The organism is Cytobacillus solani (assembly GCF_001420595.1).
GTDB classification, from domain to species: domain Bacteria; phylum Bacillota; class Bacilli; order Bacillales; family Cytobacillaceae; genus Cytobacillus; species Cytobacillus solani.
In genome coordinates this window covers 4,566,334-4,581,620 of the sequence record NZ_LJIX01000006.1, presented here as the reverse complement: position 1 = coordinate 4,581,620, position 15,287 = coordinate 4,566,334, and the positions used below count along the sequence as shown (strand labels likewise).

The following is a 15,287-nucleotide window of genomic DNA, read 5'->3' as shown; positions in this document are numbered from 1 at the left end:
ATACAGTAGATTCATAGCACACAAGGAGGATTCATTATGAAAATTGATAAGGTGAAATTAGAACGTTTAAAGATGCCCCTGCTGTCCCCGTTTGAAACAAGCTTTGGGACGGAGACAGAAAAGGAATATATTCTTGTAAGTGTTTATGGGGATGGCCATGTTGGATATGCAGAAAGTGTTGCAATGGAGTCGCCTGCTTATAATGAGGAGACCATTGATACAGTCTGGCATGTGGCAGAACAGTTTATCATTCCTCAGATTTTAAAGGCAGAGCTCGAATCCCCTGCTGATTTTTCGAAGTTGTTTTCTTGGATCCGCAGAAATAACATGGCCAAGTCAGCGATTGAGGGTGCTCTGTGGGATTTATACGCCAAACAAAATGGGATTTCCCTCTCAAAAGCACTCGGAGGGGAAAAAGAAGAAATCGAAGTAGGCGTTAGTATTGGAATAGAGCCAACGGTGGAAGGGCTATTAAAGAAGGTGGAAGGCTTTTTAGCGGAGGGCTATAAGAAGATTAAAGTGAAAATTAAGCCTGGTATCGATGTTGACAGGATCAAAGCGATCCGAGAGACTTTTGGCTATGAAGTCCCTTTAATGGCTGATGCCAACTCTGCTTATACACTCGATGACATCGATACGTTAAAAGAATTAGATCAGTATGGACTCATCATGATTGAACAGCCGCTTGCACATGATGATATTGTCGATCATGCCAAACTACAAAGGGAATTACAAACCCCGATTTGTTTAGATGAGAGTATCCATTCTGTAGAGGATGCCAGAAAAGCAATTGAGCTTGGCAGCTGTAAAATCATTAATATTAAAGTTGGCCGTGTAGGCGGACTTACGGAAGCGAAGAAAATTCATGACCTTTGTCAATCACATGGTATACCGGTATGGTGCGGTGGAATGCTGGAGGCTGGAGTAGGACGAGCACATAATATCGCTATTGCTTCCTTATCAAACTTCATCATTCCAGGAGATACATCCGCCTCTAAAAGATATTGGGCCGAAGACATTGTTGAGCCAGAAGTAACCCTAAGCAAACCAGGAACAGTAGCCGTTCCAAAAGAGGCTGGCATTGGGTATTCACTCGTTCAGGGGAAAGTCGATAAGTATCTAATAGATGCTAAGGTCTATAGATAGAGTATGCTTTGAAAATCTAAATATCACCTCAAAAAACTGCCGCATTGCGAGCAGTTTTTTTATTTAGGTTCTGTTACAACAGAATGGTGATTTTACTGTGTTTGAAAAATAAACGGAAAAATTCCGCTTAAATTGGGAAATACCTATATTTCCTTAAAAATAAGGGGAGTTTTTCCGGTTATAGTATCTAAATCGTTGGATTTTGTCTGAATTAGAGCAGTTAATCGGAATATCTCCGCTTATATCTGCTTCTCAAGCTTCCTCTTTATATATTAACCGGAAATTCTCCGCCTATGAATTCCTGTACCATACACGAAAATCAACAATGTATAGTAACGGTGATATTTATCACACTTTTTCCGAAAAAACTATTGCAAACTTTCAGACATTTAATTAAAATTAAAATAATTCAAAAAATGAAATTGCATTTCACAAAATGAAACCGTTAGGAGTGTCATAATGGTTCAAAAAGTTTTAGAAGTGGAAGAATTGAAGGTTGGGATTAAGGACGAGGATGGCGGAAAGATCGCTATCGTGAATGGAATAAACTTTCACCTGCATAAGGGGGAAACGCTCGGAATTGTTGGAGAATCGGGATGTGGGAAAAGTATGACGTCTCTATCGTTAATGGGCTTGTTGCCTGCTGGTGTGGAGAGACATGGTGGGGATATTCGATTAGGGAATCTGAATTTTAATAGCTTTAACAAGAAAGATTGGCGGCAAATCCGCGGGAAAAAGATTGCGATGATCTTTCAGGAACCGATGAGCTCTCTTAATCCGGTCTATACAGTCGGTGCTCAAATAAATGAAATGATTCTGAACCATGAAAGAGTTTCGAAGAAGGAAGCTAGAAACCGCGCTCTTGAAATGCTAAAGCTTGTAGGAATTCCTAGACCGGAACAAGTATTGAATGAATATCCGCATCAGCTGTCAGGCGGAATGCGTCAAAGAGTCATGATTGCGATAGCCCTTTCTTGTAATCCAGAGGTTCTTATTGCGGACGAGCCTACCACTGCTCTTGATGTAACCATTCAGGCGCAAATTCTGGAATTGATGAAGAAGATCCAGGATCAGCTTCATATGTCCATTGTACTGATCACCCATGATCTTGGAGTTGTTGCGGAAATGTGTGACCGGGTGATTGTCATGTATGCAGGGGAGATTGTAGAAGAATCATTGGTCGTTGATCTTTTTGATCAGCCAAGCCACCCGTATACGAAAGGTTTATTAGCTTCATTGCCAGACATTCAAGAACAAAAGGAATATCTTTCTTCCATATCGGGTGTTGTTCCAGCTCCGGGAAAAATGCCTGTGGGCTGCCGCTTTGCCCCTCGCTGCTCCTTTGCACATGAACGGTGCAAGGAAGTTCCGCCTCTATTTGAAATGGAAAATGGATCTAGAGTAAAATGCTGGCTTTATGAAGATGGTGAGACGGAGGTGGCTGCGAAGTGAAGGAAAGAGAAAACGTATTGCTAAAGGTTGATAATCTAAAAAAATACTTTCCTATCAAAGGTGGAGTTTTCGGCAATAAAACAATGAAGCAAGTAAAGGCAGTGGATGGCGTTTCCTTTGAAGTGATGGAGGGAGAGACATTCGGAATCGTGGGGGAGTCGGGCTGCGGAAAGAGTACAGCTGGCAGAACGATTCTTAGATTGCTTGAGCCAACTGAAGGAAGCATCTACTTTCAAGGCAAAAATATAGCTGAACTAAATCCAAATGAAATGAGAAGGTTAAGAAAGGATATCCAAATTGTCTTTCAGGATCCGTTCGCTTCATTAAATCCCCGAATGAAAGTTAGAGATATTATTGAAGAGCCGCTTATCAACTTTGGTGTAAGTGATCGAAGAGAGAGGGAAAAAAGGGTGCTCGAAGTAGCCGATCAGGTTGGCTTAACGGCTGCACAGCTTTCGCGTTTCCCGCATGAGTTTTCGGGTGGACAGCGGCAGCGGATTGGCATCGCAAGAGCACTCATTTCGAAGCCAAAACTAATTATTGCGGACGAGCCTGTATCCGCACTCGATGTATCCATTCAGTCGCAAGTACTAAATTTAATGAGAGATTTACAAAAGGAATTTGGACTTACATATATATTCATATCCCATGACTTAAGTGTAGTGAAGCATTTTTGTGATCGGATAGGGGTCATGTATTTAGGGAAAATGGTGGAAATTGCTGATAAGAACAGCCTGTATGATGAGCCTCTGCATCCATATGCCGAAGCCTTGCTTTCTGCACTGCCTAGTCCTCATCCATTGCAAATGAAAAATCGAATCATTTTAAAAGGAGATGTACCAAGTCCTTCGAATCCACCAAGCGGATGTACATTCCATCCTCGATGTTCTTCTTGCATGGATATTTGTAAAACCGAAAGGCCATCATTACAGGTAATTCGAGATAACCATGCCGTATCCTGTCACCTATATGATAGTCCGGAAAAACTTGCAGTCGCAGCGGGAGAATTAAAATGAGTAAAACATTAGAAAAAGCGTTAAGTTTACTAGATTATTTTACAGAAGAAAAGCCTTACTGGCGATTAGATGAAATTTCAAAGCATTCAGGCATTCCAAAAGCAACGGCATTCCGCTTATTAAGAGGATTTGCTGAGATGGGTTATTTACAGCGTATGACATTTCAGCAGGATGGATTAGTTGTCGATGGAGAGAGCTATGGATTAGGCCTTAAATTTCTTGAAATGGGGGAACGGGTGGCTGCAAGATTTGAGATTCGCCGCGTTGCTCTTCCATTTATGAAGAAGCTTCAGGAAACCTTTAATGAAGCTGTGCAGCTTGTCATTCGCGATCAGCATGAAGGTGTTTATATTGAAAAGGTTGAAAGTACAAGACCTGTCCGTCTTTATACAAAGGTTGGCCGCCATGCACCCTTATATGCGGGAGCGTGCACACGGACGCTTCTCTCCTTTTTGCCGGATGAGATGGTGCAGGAAGTGCTAAAAGCGCCCTTAACCATTTATGCAAGTCAAACACCAAAGTCGAAAGAGGAAGTTCTAACATTAATTGAACAAACAAGAAAAGAAGGGTTTGCTTATAGCGATTCTGAGCTTGAGGAAGGGACGGTTTCAATTGCTGTCCCCATCTATGATCGGTTTGGAGCAGTTCCTTATTCGATCAGCATCGCGGGATTTTCAACCTCATTGCCAAGGGACAAAGTCCATCATATAGTAGGCGCGCTTTGGGAGGCGGCGGCAGGCATTTCAAAAGAAATTGGCTGCAGCCAGCCATATCCATATGGAGAAAAAATAGAAACGAAACAATAACAGGGGGGAAACAAGTTGATGAAAAAGAAGCTATCGTCATTATTGGCACTTCTAGTGATCTTTACACTCATATTATCCGCATGCTCGGGCGGCGGGAAGGAAAAGGCGAGTACAGAATCAGGAAAAGGCAGCGAGGAAAACCCTGTGAAAGACCGCGGCAATGAAATTGTTATCGGTGTTTCAGGTGATCCGCAAAACTGGGATCCGATTGATACGTTCCTATTAGATTGGAGTACGGTCGCTACCTCGGTATTTGAAGGGCTCGTCGATCGTACAATTGATTTGGAACTGCAGCCTGGTCTTGCGGAAAGCTGGGAGTATTTAGATGATAAAACATTGCAATTTAAGCTTCGCCAAGGGGTTACCTTCCATAATGGCGAGCCATTTAACGCGGAGGCAGTAAAATTCACATTTGACCGTCTACTAGGGGCAGAAGGTCAAAAGGGTCCGCAATATTCCAATTATACGTCCATTGAAAGCGTTGAAGTAGTAGACGAATTTACGATAAACATGAAATTAAATACGCCGGATCCGGTCCTTTTAACGAAGCTTGCAGGGTACGGAGCTGTGATTGTACCGCCTAAATATGTAGCGGAAAAAGGGGATGAGCATTTTAACAACAACCCTGTCGGTACAGGTCCGTTCAAAATGACTGGCTATAAACGTGACCAGGAAATCGTCTTAGAAAAAAATCCTGAATACTGGAAAGAAGGATTGCCAAAGCTTGATAAGGTTGTCTATAAAGTCATCCCAGAAGCATCTACAAGATTAGCAGAATTACAAACTGGCAAAATTGACATTATGAAGCGTGTAGAAGTGTCACAGGCTGAAACAGTAAAAGAATCTGGCTTCCTTGAATTGCAGGAAGTAGGAACACCAACAGCATTCTCTTTACGCTTTGATGTTGCCAAGAAGCCATTTGATAGCAAGGAAGTAAGACAAGCAATCAACTATGCAGTTGATAAAGAAGCGATTATTAACGAAATTCTTGGCGGCTATGGGAAGCCAATTAGCACATTCCAAAGTGAGCTTTCCTTCGGGAACAATCCGGACTTAGAGCCGTATCCGTATGATCCGGAAAAAGCGAAGGAATTATTGAAAAAGGCTGGTGTGAAAGAGGGAACAGCAGTTGACCTATTCATCCCTGGGAATGATGGCAACTTTAAAGAAATTGCACAGGCTGTTTCCTTCTATTTAGAGGAAGTAGGCATCAAGGTGAACATTAACACAGCAGACAGTACGACATTAACTTCAGACTTAATTCCAAATGCAAAAGCTGGCCATATGTATCGTCAGGGCTGGGGTGGATGGACACTGGACTTCGATAATACAGCTTACTTAATGTATTACGAAGGAGAACAATGGAATCCTTCATTCAAAAATGAAAAGGTTGAAGAGCTTCTTAATAAGCAGCGTGCAAGTGTTGATCCAGAAGAGCGTAAAGCAATCTTCAAGGAGCTGACTGAATTGCTGTATGACTTAGCTCCTGAGTTGAATCTCTATTCCGCTGTTGATTTATATGCAGTCAATAAACGAGTTCAAAACTTCCAGCCGCCACATGAAGATCGTATGCGACTAGAAGAAGTGATGGTGAAGTAAAGACATCGGCATAAAGAGATAGTATGAACCTCATGCTATCTCTTTCTTTTAAATATAACTGCTCTCTATTTGCGCCGAGGGCTTATGTTTACAGGATAAAGAGCCTTGCGCTTTTCTAAGGGGGGAACCAAATGATTGCTTATATTATTCGAAGATTGCTTCATACTATTTTAGTTGTTTTTGCTATTTCGTTAATCATCTTTTTTTCTGTCCGGTTAACGGGAGATCCTGTTTCTGTTATGTTTCAGGCAGGGGAACCAACAAAGGAAGCGATAGCAGAAGTAAGGAAAAACCTCGGATTAGATGAACCATTGTATGTACAATACGGCATCTTTCTAAAGGGTCTCATCACCTTTGATTTTGGAGAATCGTTTAGAAGCGGAATGCCTGTCATGGACTTAATCAAAGAAAAACTGGGAGCCACATTAGCTCTAGCCTTTGGGGGAATGGCCGTAGCAATCATGATTGCCTTTCCGGTAGGGATTGTATCAGCGGTTAAGCGAGGAACAGGAGTAGACTTCTTTGGGCGGATTTTTTCATTAATTGGCATTTCCTTTCCTAACTTTTGGCTAGGGATTATGCTTATTCTAATTTTCGCTGTCAATTTAAAATGGCTGCCATCTTCGGGTTTTGAAAGCTTCAAGCATCTGATACTTCCATCCATCACGCTCGGGATGATTTTATCTGGGATATTGGCAAGACTTGTTCGATCTTCGATGCTTGAGGTTATGAATCAGCAATACATATCGACAGCGAAGTCAAAAGGAATTAGTGATTTTGCCGTGATTATCAAGCATGCATTCCGAAATGCGTTATTGCCTACTGTTACATTCCTTGGATTGCAGTTTGGTGCGTTACTCGGCGGGACGGTCATTGTGGAACAAATTTTTTCTTGGCCGGGGATTGGACGTTTGATTATTGATGCGATCAATCAGCGGGATTACCCGGTGATTCAGGGTGGCGTTATCTTCCTTGCCGTTATCATGGTCGCCGTTAACTTAGTTATTGATTTAAGCTATACGCTTATTGATCCGAGAATCAAAATCGGGGGGAGCCGATCATGACATCTTTACAGCTCGAACAATCACCACAGCAAATCAGTCAGCAAAAGCCTTCTTTCCTAAAGAGAATCTGGCGTTTTATTAAGAAGAATCCCGCGGGTGTTGCGGGGATGATTCTCGTATTGTTAAGTATTTCTGCCGCTCTTTTTTCCCAATGGATTGCTCCATTTGATCCTTCAAAGGCGAGTCTAACCTCTCGTCTCGCGCCTCCATCCTGGGCAGATGAAACGGGTGAATCTGTTTTCTTCCTTGGTGCCGATCAGGTAGGGCGTGATTTGTTCAGCCGAATCATATATGGGGCGAAAATTTCATTGATGGTTGGTTTTTTTGGCGTTTTAATCTCATTAGTTATTGGTACCGTACTTGGCCTAGTAGCTGGTTATTTTGGAAAATGGCTCGATGATTTTATCATGCGTGTGGCTGATATTCAATTAGCCTTTCCATTTATCTTATTTGCGATTGTGATTATGAGTGTGCTCGGTACGGGGATATGGAAGATTATTATTATTCTCGGTTTAACGTACTGGGTTGGTTTTGCCCGCTTGATTCGAGGAGAAGTCATTTCTCTGAAAGAGCAGGAATACATTCATGCAGCAAAAGCCATTGGCGGCACCACCTTTACGATTATTCGAAAACATATTTTACCGAATGTAATGTCTTCCATCCTTGTTCTTGGCACCATGTATATTGCTGAATTTATTCTATTGGAAGCTTCATTAACCTTTCTAGGCTTAGGGGTGGATCCAACGATTCCGTCATGGGGAGGCATGCTTGCAGATAGCCGGAACTATGTGACAACCGCCTGGTGGACAGCGACGTTCCCTGGGATTGCCATTATGCTGACGGTTTTAGGATTTAATTTATTGGGCGATTGGCTGCGGGATAAATTTGATCCAAATATGAAATTGTAGGTGAATGCAGGTGGAAAACATTTTCTCGATTTGGACGAAAGATGGCCTATTGCGTGATAAAAATGGGGACGGCGTCATCGATGGCACAAATGTATGGATTGATCTGCCGGATTACTTAGCACCTGAAGGATTGATCGACTTTTGTGCCCGCTTAGGATTTGAAACGACTTCCTTATCATTCTGTTTCTTTGAACCGAGCGAGGAAGCGGTGAAGCTGTGCTTTGTGCACTCTGAAGCAGCTACGGATATTAGATTGGAAAATAATCAGCTAATGATCCGTTACCAAAGTGAACAGGAGCTGTCGGATCTGCTAAAGCTTCTAGCTGCGATGGATCTGGAACAGGCAGGCACAAAAAGCGATGTGATTGAATTAAGAGATGGCAGGCTGTATGCAGGGCAGCTGTCCATTCCAACGATTGATTATCCAAATGATCTTGCTGCTGCCGTGCCTGAAATAAATAACTTAAGTGATTTATGGAGTTTTTCAGGGATTGGAAAAAGCAACGAAGCCTCACCTGCAAAGCTTTTTCATATGAATATAGGCGTAGAGAAGTCATTAATGACGGCTGGGCTTTTGCGTGAGATATGTTATTTTGCTGCAAGAAGCGCCATGTATTCAACAGAAATTGTATTTCCGGTGACAGGGAATAAGGAAGCGAGCCTACAGTTAGAAGTGCTAGAAGGCGATGACCCTATTTTGGAGCTCGTGAAACCAAATGTCTTGCAGCTTAGAGGAAGAAAAGAAAATATGGCAGCTGCCGCCTATCAGCTTGCAAGGGCTAAGCATTGGAGTGAAGGCGGAGTATTTGGGTACTGGGAGCAGAAACATCAATTATCGCAAAAAAAGGAACCTCCGCTTCTATTTGAAATGCAATGGTCAGATGAGAAAGAAGTAGATGTCGCTTTTGACCATTTGAAAAGAGAAGAGGATCTGGCAGGTACGGATATTGAAATCTTTTTATCAGAACCGGCTGAGGTCCGCAGAAGGCTCGAAGAAGAATGGCGAGCAATCTTTCCGCAAGTCCATTCCTTGACCATTCGCTCCGCATTTAAAGCAGGCTTGCACTGGCTGATGGAAGAAATGATTCCCAGTCTGCAGCCCTATAAAGAAATTGAAATAAAAGTACGAGAAGAAGCTGGTGAAAAGGGACTTGAGCTGCCGATTCGCTGGATTCAAGAGCTATATCCTGCCGATCGATTGATCGAAGAGGAAATAGGTTTGAAGGCAGATTTAGTGACATACAAATTAGAGGGGAATCTCTCTCATACATATGAATTGTATGGACTGGATGAACAAGGGGAAAAGCACTTTATTAGCTCTTTAGATGTTCCTGTATCAAGACTGCCATACATTGACGGCAAGCATGATGTTTATCCGGCTTCAAGTGCTGTTCGCATTCGGAAAAATGGAGTGGAAGAAGAGCAATTAATTCAAACGGATAGAGAACGATTTTACCGTTTTTATGCAGATAAGGTACTGCCAAAGCTTAGAGACGCTATATCTGATTACCATCCAGGCCAGGGGCATACAAGACCGTTATTTGACCGCATCGAAATCGATGTGTGGATGAGTGAGGAGGAAATTAAGCTTCAAGTGGATGAGGAACGGGTTTCTGCACTAGAGGCTTTGCATGAAGATCTATACTTTAATACATTGGATTATTTTGCTTATTTAGGTGAGGAGCTTGAAGGCAAACCATTTGATGCACCCGGCGGTGTCCATCCTTTTATGCATGTGAGGGTGGGGGAAAAGCCGGAAGCACGAATTCGGGTCTATGGATGGGAAGATAAACAAAGTGAGAATTGGGTAACAACCGCCATTTTGTTTAATGAAGCAGGGGATTTTTCTAAAGCAGCGCTGACAAATGACGGGGAGGAAATCGCTCTTTCGATAGAAGCATCTGAAAAGCCTGACAGGCATCTCCATCCATATGTGAATGAGTGGCTAAATAAACATCCTTCCTATCGGGTGTTATATCCAGATCATTCTTATCGGGGACATGCGATACCGATTATTGAATGCTTCCTGGATACAGGTGAAGAATATGATTCTCCTTTAAAAATGACCTTGTTTAAGAAAACGATTTTCATTGAGGCAGGACATCATTCAAACGAAGTGTCAAGTACACCTGCTATTCTGCAGTTGCTAGAGCGAGCTTGCGAACGCTCTGATCATTTGCTGAAGGAAATGAATATTGTCCTCCTTCCATTAGCCAACCCGGATGGCTATGAATTAATGACAAAGCTTACAAAAGAACATCCGGAATGGAAGCATCATGCCGCAAGATATAATGCAGTTGGATTGGAATATTCATTTGTCCGTTTTCAGGAAACGGTATTTGGCGAGGCAAATATCTATCCTGAGGTTCTTCGGAGATGGGCGCCAGATACCATAGTTGACGATCATGGGATTCCGTCTCATGAGTGGGTTCAGCCTTTTGCTGGCTACAACAGTCCGCCGCGCTTTCCGGTATCATATTTTCTCCCAAGTGCAAAGATTTATGGGATTGGAAGACTATCTACCGGAGCTTTCCGTACAAGGCATGAGGAAAATTTAGATGCAATTGTTAACGAGATAAGCCAAGCAATTAGAGGGACGGAAATAGAAAAGGAAAATAGCTATTGGAAACAACGATTTAGAAAGTATGGAAACGAATGGCTTCCAGAAGTGTTTCCGATTGAAGAAGCACCAGGTATTCATTTTTATAGGCAGCCAACCGTTGCACCTAGCTATTCGACACTTGGCGTTTCAAGATATCCAGAATGGATCGGAGCAGAAATTATTTCGGAGGCGGCAGATGAGGTTGTGTACGGGGACGTTCTACAGAGCTGTGTAGAAGCGCATATTGTCTTTGATTTAGCGATATTGGATGTACTTCAAAGGGCGAGGATTGATGTAAAGCGTCAAACTGTGAATGGACTGTCCTATGAACGAGCTCGTCCAATTCAACTTTTATAAGGGGGTATTACGATGAAGACTTTATTATTAACCGGATTCGAACCATTTTTAAAATTTACCATTAATCCAACGATGCGCATTGTGGAAGAACTGAACGGGCAAGTAGTTGGAGATTATAAGATTCATAGTGAAATCCTTTCGGTCGATTTTAAGAAATCGGGTGCACAGCTTTTAGAGCATTTGAAAACTGTTCAGCCGGATGCCCTTGTTTCCTTAGGGCTTGCAGGTGGCCGCTTTAAAATGACTCCCGAACGAATCGCGATTAATGTAAACGATGGAGAGCCTGATAATAGCGGCAATGTGCCGGTGGATGAGACTATTGAGGAGCTGGGAGCGGATGGCTATATGTCCACCCTTCCCATCAGAAAAATGGTTAATCGATTAACGGAAGCGGGACTGCCTCCAGAAGTTTCAAATACAGCTGGTACCTATTTATGCAATAACGTGATGTATCAAGGGCTCCACTATGCGAAAAGGCTAAATAAGCGCATGCCTGCTGGGTTTATACATATTCCAGCCTCTCATGAACTTGCCATTGAGCACGGGAAAATTCCAAGCTGGTCCCATGAAGACTTAACAAAAGGAATTCTTACTTGCATTAAAGCTTTGTCAGAAGATGAATAAACCATATGAACAGCTTCCAGAAGCAATGATAACTGGTGAGAACAGCTTACGCTTTAGCTTTGGCAGCAGAGTAGAAAAAGGCACTTATTATAAGGTGCGGAAGTTCTGCAAGATAGTCGAACAGCATTCAGGTCCTTACTTTCAGGAAATCGTGCCAAGCTTTCATACGGTTACGGTTTATTTTAACAAGGAATTAAAAGAACCGAATGAAATGATTGAACGTCTATTGACTAAGTGGATGCATGGTAAAGAAGAAGAGGCAGAACCGGTGGAACGAAAGCTGCGTATTCCTGTTTGCTATGATGATAAATTTAGTTTAGATATGGACCGAGTAACAAGTCATACGGGACTAACACGGGAAGAAGTGATTTCCCTTCATGCCGGGCATACATATACGGTTTATATGATAGGGTTTCTACCTGGTTTTCCATATTTGGGCAAGCTTCATGAAAGGCTGGCAACGCCTAGATTACCTACACCAAGAGATAAGGTCTCAAGGGGGACTGTAGGGATTGGAGGCAGCCAAACAGGGATATATTCATTGGATTGTCCTGGAGGCTGGAATATCATTGGAAAAACACCGCTTGATCTATACTTGCCAGAAAGGAAAGAGCCATTTTTCTTTCAGGCAGGGGATCAGCTAGAATTTCAGCCAGTTACGCTAGGAGAATTTCATGAAATAAGCAAAGAATTAGCTAGTGAACCAGAGGAAATCAAGCGATTTATCGCAGATTAACGGGCTGTAAGACCCCCACTTCAAGAAGTTGAGGGAACAGAAAAATTCTAAGTGGGGGATCTAACAGCCCGTAAATGCCCGATTGGTTCAACTAACAATCAGTGGGGGATGAAGGCCGACTAAGAACGCCACGTCCTGTGGCAACGTCGGCACTAGCACGTCCTGTACGTCGGAAAACCCCCACTGATTGAGTTTCACTTTATCTTGGAGTAGACACGAGAGGGATTTTACCTAGCAGAAGTACAAATTTTCATGCAAAATAACGGTAGACGGATCGTATTTTTCACTTACAAGGAGGTGCCGTTATGCGAATTGATTTAAACGCAGATATAGGAGAAAGCTTTGGAGCGTATACAATTGGAGAAGATCAAGCGCTTTTCCAGCACATAACATCCGCCAATATTGCTTGTGGGTTTCATGCAGGCGATTTTAATGTCATAAAGGAGACGGTGAAGAGTGCAAAAAACTTTGGAGTAGCTATTGGAGCCCATCCAGGATATCCAGATTTGCAAGGGTTTGGACGCAGGGAGCTGCAGATGACCGCACGAGAAATTTATAATTGTGTTGTTTATCAAATCGGGGCTTTAAAAATATTTTGTGAGATTCATGGGGCACCGCTTCAGCATGTGAAGCCTCATGGCGCACTTTATAATGCAGCAGCGGAAAAGAGTGAAGTGGCCGAAGCGATTGCAGAAGCAGTCTATGACTCTATTCCTGAAGCATATTTATTCGGGCTATGTAATAGTGAACTTATTCATGCTGGGCAGAAGATTGGCTTAAAAACTGCTTCAGAAGCTTTTGCGGATAGGCGCTATACGGATGAAGGCCGGCTATGTTCAAGACTTCTGCAAGATGCTGTATTAAAATCCTTTGATGACATTCTCGGCCAGGTGAAGGAAATTGTAATAAACGGACGGGTTAGAACGCAGTCTGGACAGTTGTTATCCTTACAGGCGGATACGATTTGCTTTCATGGCGATGGAAAAAATGCCGCCCTCTATACATCGAAGATTCGAAAATTATTGGAAGATGCCGGCGTTCTCGTTCGTTCAGTAGGAAAGCCGATATGATTCCGCTATTTAAGGTGAAGAAAGCAGGTGTCTATGGATCAATGCAGGACATGGGCCGCACAGGTTTTCGGCGGTTTGGTGTACCTGTATCTGGTGCGATGGATTTCCATGCTTTTCAATTAGGCAATTATATTTTAGGGAATGATGCTAAAAGCCCTGCACTTGAGCTTTTTTTAGGCGGGGTAGAGTTAGAAATATTGAATGATCATCGAATGGTCATTTCAGGAGCCGATCTAGGGGCAAAATTAGATGGCCAGCCAGTTCCAAACTGGAAAACCTTCAATATCTATCAGGGGCAAACGTTAAGTTTTACGAGGCCTATGCAAGGGAGCATCGCTTATGTCATGCCAGAAGGAGGCTTTCTATCTGAAGAACTTTTAGGCAGTTCGTCTGTTTATCCAAAGGGGAAGCTGGGCTCGCCATTGAAAAAAGAGATGATTCTATTTGCTAGACAAGAGCAATCAATGAAATTTCACAGAGGGCTTTGTCAAAGTGAAATTCCTGAATATTCTGCGGATCTGAAGGTGAAGCTTTGGCCGAGCCCGCATCTGAACCGTTTTCACCCGGATAGTTTAAATGAATTCTTTCAATCCACCTATCAAATAAAAGGCGGAGACCGAATGGGGTATCTTCTTGAAGGAAACCCTCTACGATTTATAAATGGAAGCGATATCTTATCTGAAGCCACTCAATTCGGAACGATTCAAGTACCGAATAGCGGACAGCCGATTATTCTAATGGCAGATGCCCAAACAATTGGCGGGTACGCAACCATTGGAAAAATAGCCAAAGAGGATCTTTGGAAGGTAGTCCAGTTAAGAAGAGGGGGAAAGGTGAGATTCGAAGAGTTGGCAAGATGAAAAAGAAACTCCTATTAGAAGTCTGTTCGCTGTAAGGAACAAGTAAAGGCTTCTAAAATAGGAGTTTTTGAGTTTCGGAGGGATTGTTTTAAAGATTGCGTCAGTAACTGGGACATTGAACTTGTCCCACTGCCCCGAAAGGAAGATTATAAATAGGGTAGCTAATGAAGGACTTATAAAACTGATTTATTCTAGCATGTTGATTTGTTCTATTAATTTTATAATCTCAGCAGTTTCCTCAAGAGGCACTGGTGATAAACCAGTATTAAAAAACTCCACGATTTCCACTAATAAATTTGCATAATAAGGTCGTTCATCCTGCCAAAGATCGAATGTTTCTGCACGATCTTTATAGTGAATAACGCCTCCAAAACGGTTATGCCAATCATAATCTCCCCGCAAGATTACTTGGCGGCTGTCAGAAAATGATAACGTTACCCACTCATATTTTTCATCAAATTTCTCTTTTTTGATCATATGAATATCCGTTCCAAAAAGCGTTATGATCATTTCGATCAAATGAATCCCATACCAAAAATATCCAGGCATAGCAGTCTGCTGCGGCAATGGACCATATATGTATGCACTAATGAAACCGCTGGAATCTATATTTTTGATAGACTGAGCATAACGCAAAGAGGAAGAGCTCATGATCGGGGTTTGATGGTTTTCACTGAGCTCCATCACTGTTTTCATTTCATCACTGCTCATGACAATAGGCTTATCAATGAATACCGGCTTCTTGTATTGAACAATATTCTTTAACCAAGACAGGTGATTCCGGCCATCGACTGTTGCTAATAGAACAGCATCCACGCTTCTCATGAACACATCTATATCTTCAACAATCTTTACGCTGTATTTGTTCTCAACAATATTCTTATAGTGTTGAAAGCGGTCCCTGCTAATGGACAGATCCTTAGAAAAGATTGGGAGGGCATGTGTGATTCTTCCACCCTCTACATGGTTTGGATCACTTGTATCGTTCAGCAATCGAGTGAAAATTTCACTATGAGATGTGTCTAACCCAATTAATCCAATTCTCAT

13 protein-coding genes are annotated in these 15,287 nt (G+C 42.4%); 12 read left to right on the top strand and 1 reads right to left on the bottom strand.

From position 1 onward, the window contains the following. Positions 1 to 36 precede the first annotated feature (36 nt). From menC to AN957_RS24520, 12 genes are all read left to right on the top strand, one after another. On the top strand, positions 37 to 1,146 hold the full coding sequence (menC, locus tag AN957_RS24575; protein ID WP_053478662.1) for an o-succinylbenzoate synthase: 1,110 nt from the start codon (positions 37 to 39) through the stop codon (positions 1,144 to 1,146). Between the two features lie 459 nt (positions 1,147 to 1,605). Then, positions 1,606 to 2,598 carry an ABC transporter ATP-binding protein gene (locus tag AN957_RS24570; RefSeq protein ID WP_056686651.1) on the top strand — a complete coding sequence of 331 codons (993 nt, stop codon included), beginning with the start codon at positions 1,606 to 1,608 and terminating at the stop codon, positions 2,596 to 2,598. Beyond that, on the top strand, positions 2,595 to 3,614 hold the full coding sequence (locus tag AN957_RS24565) for an ABC transporter ATP-binding protein (RefSeq protein ID WP_053478664.1): 1,020 nt from the start codon (positions 2,595 to 2,597) through the stop codon (positions 3,612 to 3,614). Before AN957_RS24570 ends, AN957_RS24565 begins: the two co-directional genes overlap by 4 nt. Then, positions 3,611 to 4,420 carry an IclR family transcriptional regulator gene (locus tag AN957_RS24560; protein ID WP_053478665.1) on the top strand — a complete coding sequence of 270 codons (810 nt, stop codon included), beginning with the start codon at positions 3,611 to 3,613 and terminating at the stop codon, positions 4,418 to 4,420. Before AN957_RS24565 ends, AN957_RS24560 begins: the two co-directional genes overlap by 4 nt. Positions 4,421 to 4,438: 18 nt before the next feature. Beyond that, positions 4,439 to 6,019 (top strand): ABC transporter substrate-binding protein, encoded by a 1,581-nt coding sequence (locus AN957_RS24555; protein WP_053478851.1) that lies wholly within the window; start codon positions 4,439 to 4,441, stop codon positions 6,017 to 6,019. 131 nt (positions 6,020 to 6,150) lie between these two features. Then, positions 6,151 to 7,083, top strand: a complete 933-nt coding sequence (gene nikB / locus AN957_RS24550; RefSeq protein WP_056686648.1) for a nickel ABC transporter permease — start codon at positions 6,151 to 6,153, stop codon at positions 7,081 to 7,083. Beyond that, positions 7,080 to 7,991, top strand: coding sequence for an ABC transporter permease (locus AN957_RS24545; RefSeq protein WP_053478666.1), 912 nt, complete (start codon positions 7,080 to 7,082; stop codon positions 7,989 to 7,991). Before nikB ends, AN957_RS24545 begins: the two co-directional genes overlap by 4 nt. A 10-nt stretch (positions 7,992 to 8,001) precedes the next feature. Then, the gene (locus AN957_RS24540) at positions 8,002 to 10,950 is read left to right on the top strand and encodes a M14 family metallopeptidase (protein ID WP_056686646.1); all 2,949 of its coding nucleotides are present in this window, start codon (positions 8,002 to 8,004) and stop codon (positions 10,948 to 10,950) included. A 12-nt stretch (positions 10,951 to 10,962) separates the two neighbouring features. Continuing rightward, positions 10,963 to 11,574 (top strand): pyroglutamyl-peptidase I, encoded by a 612-nt coding sequence (locus AN957_RS24535; protein WP_056686643.1) that lies wholly within the window; start codon positions 10,963 to 10,965, stop codon positions 11,572 to 11,574. After that, a complete protein-coding gene (pxpB, locus tag AN957_RS24530; protein ID WP_053478669.1) occupies positions 11,567 to 12,310 on the top strand; it encodes a 5-oxoprolinase subunit PxpB in 744 nt (247 codons plus the stop codon). The genes AN957_RS24535 and pxpB overlap by 8 nt, the downstream gene beginning before the upstream one ends. Positions 12,311 to 12,615: 305 nt before the next feature. After that, positions 12,616 to 13,380 (top strand): LamB/YcsF family protein, encoded by a 765-nt coding sequence (locus tag AN957_RS24525; protein WP_053478670.1) that lies wholly within the window; start codon positions 12,616 to 12,618, stop codon positions 13,378 to 13,380. Continuing rightward, positions 13,377 to 14,240 (top strand): 5-oxoprolinase subunit C family protein, encoded by an 864-nt coding sequence (locus AN957_RS24520; RefSeq protein ID WP_053478671.1) that lies wholly within the window; start codon positions 13,377 to 13,379, stop codon positions 14,238 to 14,240. Before AN957_RS24525 ends, AN957_RS24520 begins: the two co-directional genes overlap by 4 nt. A 186-nt stretch (positions 14,241 to 14,426) precedes the next feature. Here AN957_RS24520 and AN957_RS24515 read toward each other — a convergent pair whose 3' ends face one another. Next, positions 14,427 to 15,287, bottom strand: coding sequence for a Gfo/Idh/MocA family oxidoreductase (locus AN957_RS24515; RefSeq protein ID WP_053478672.1), 861 nt, complete (start codon positions 15,285 to 15,287; stop codon positions 14,427 to 14,429).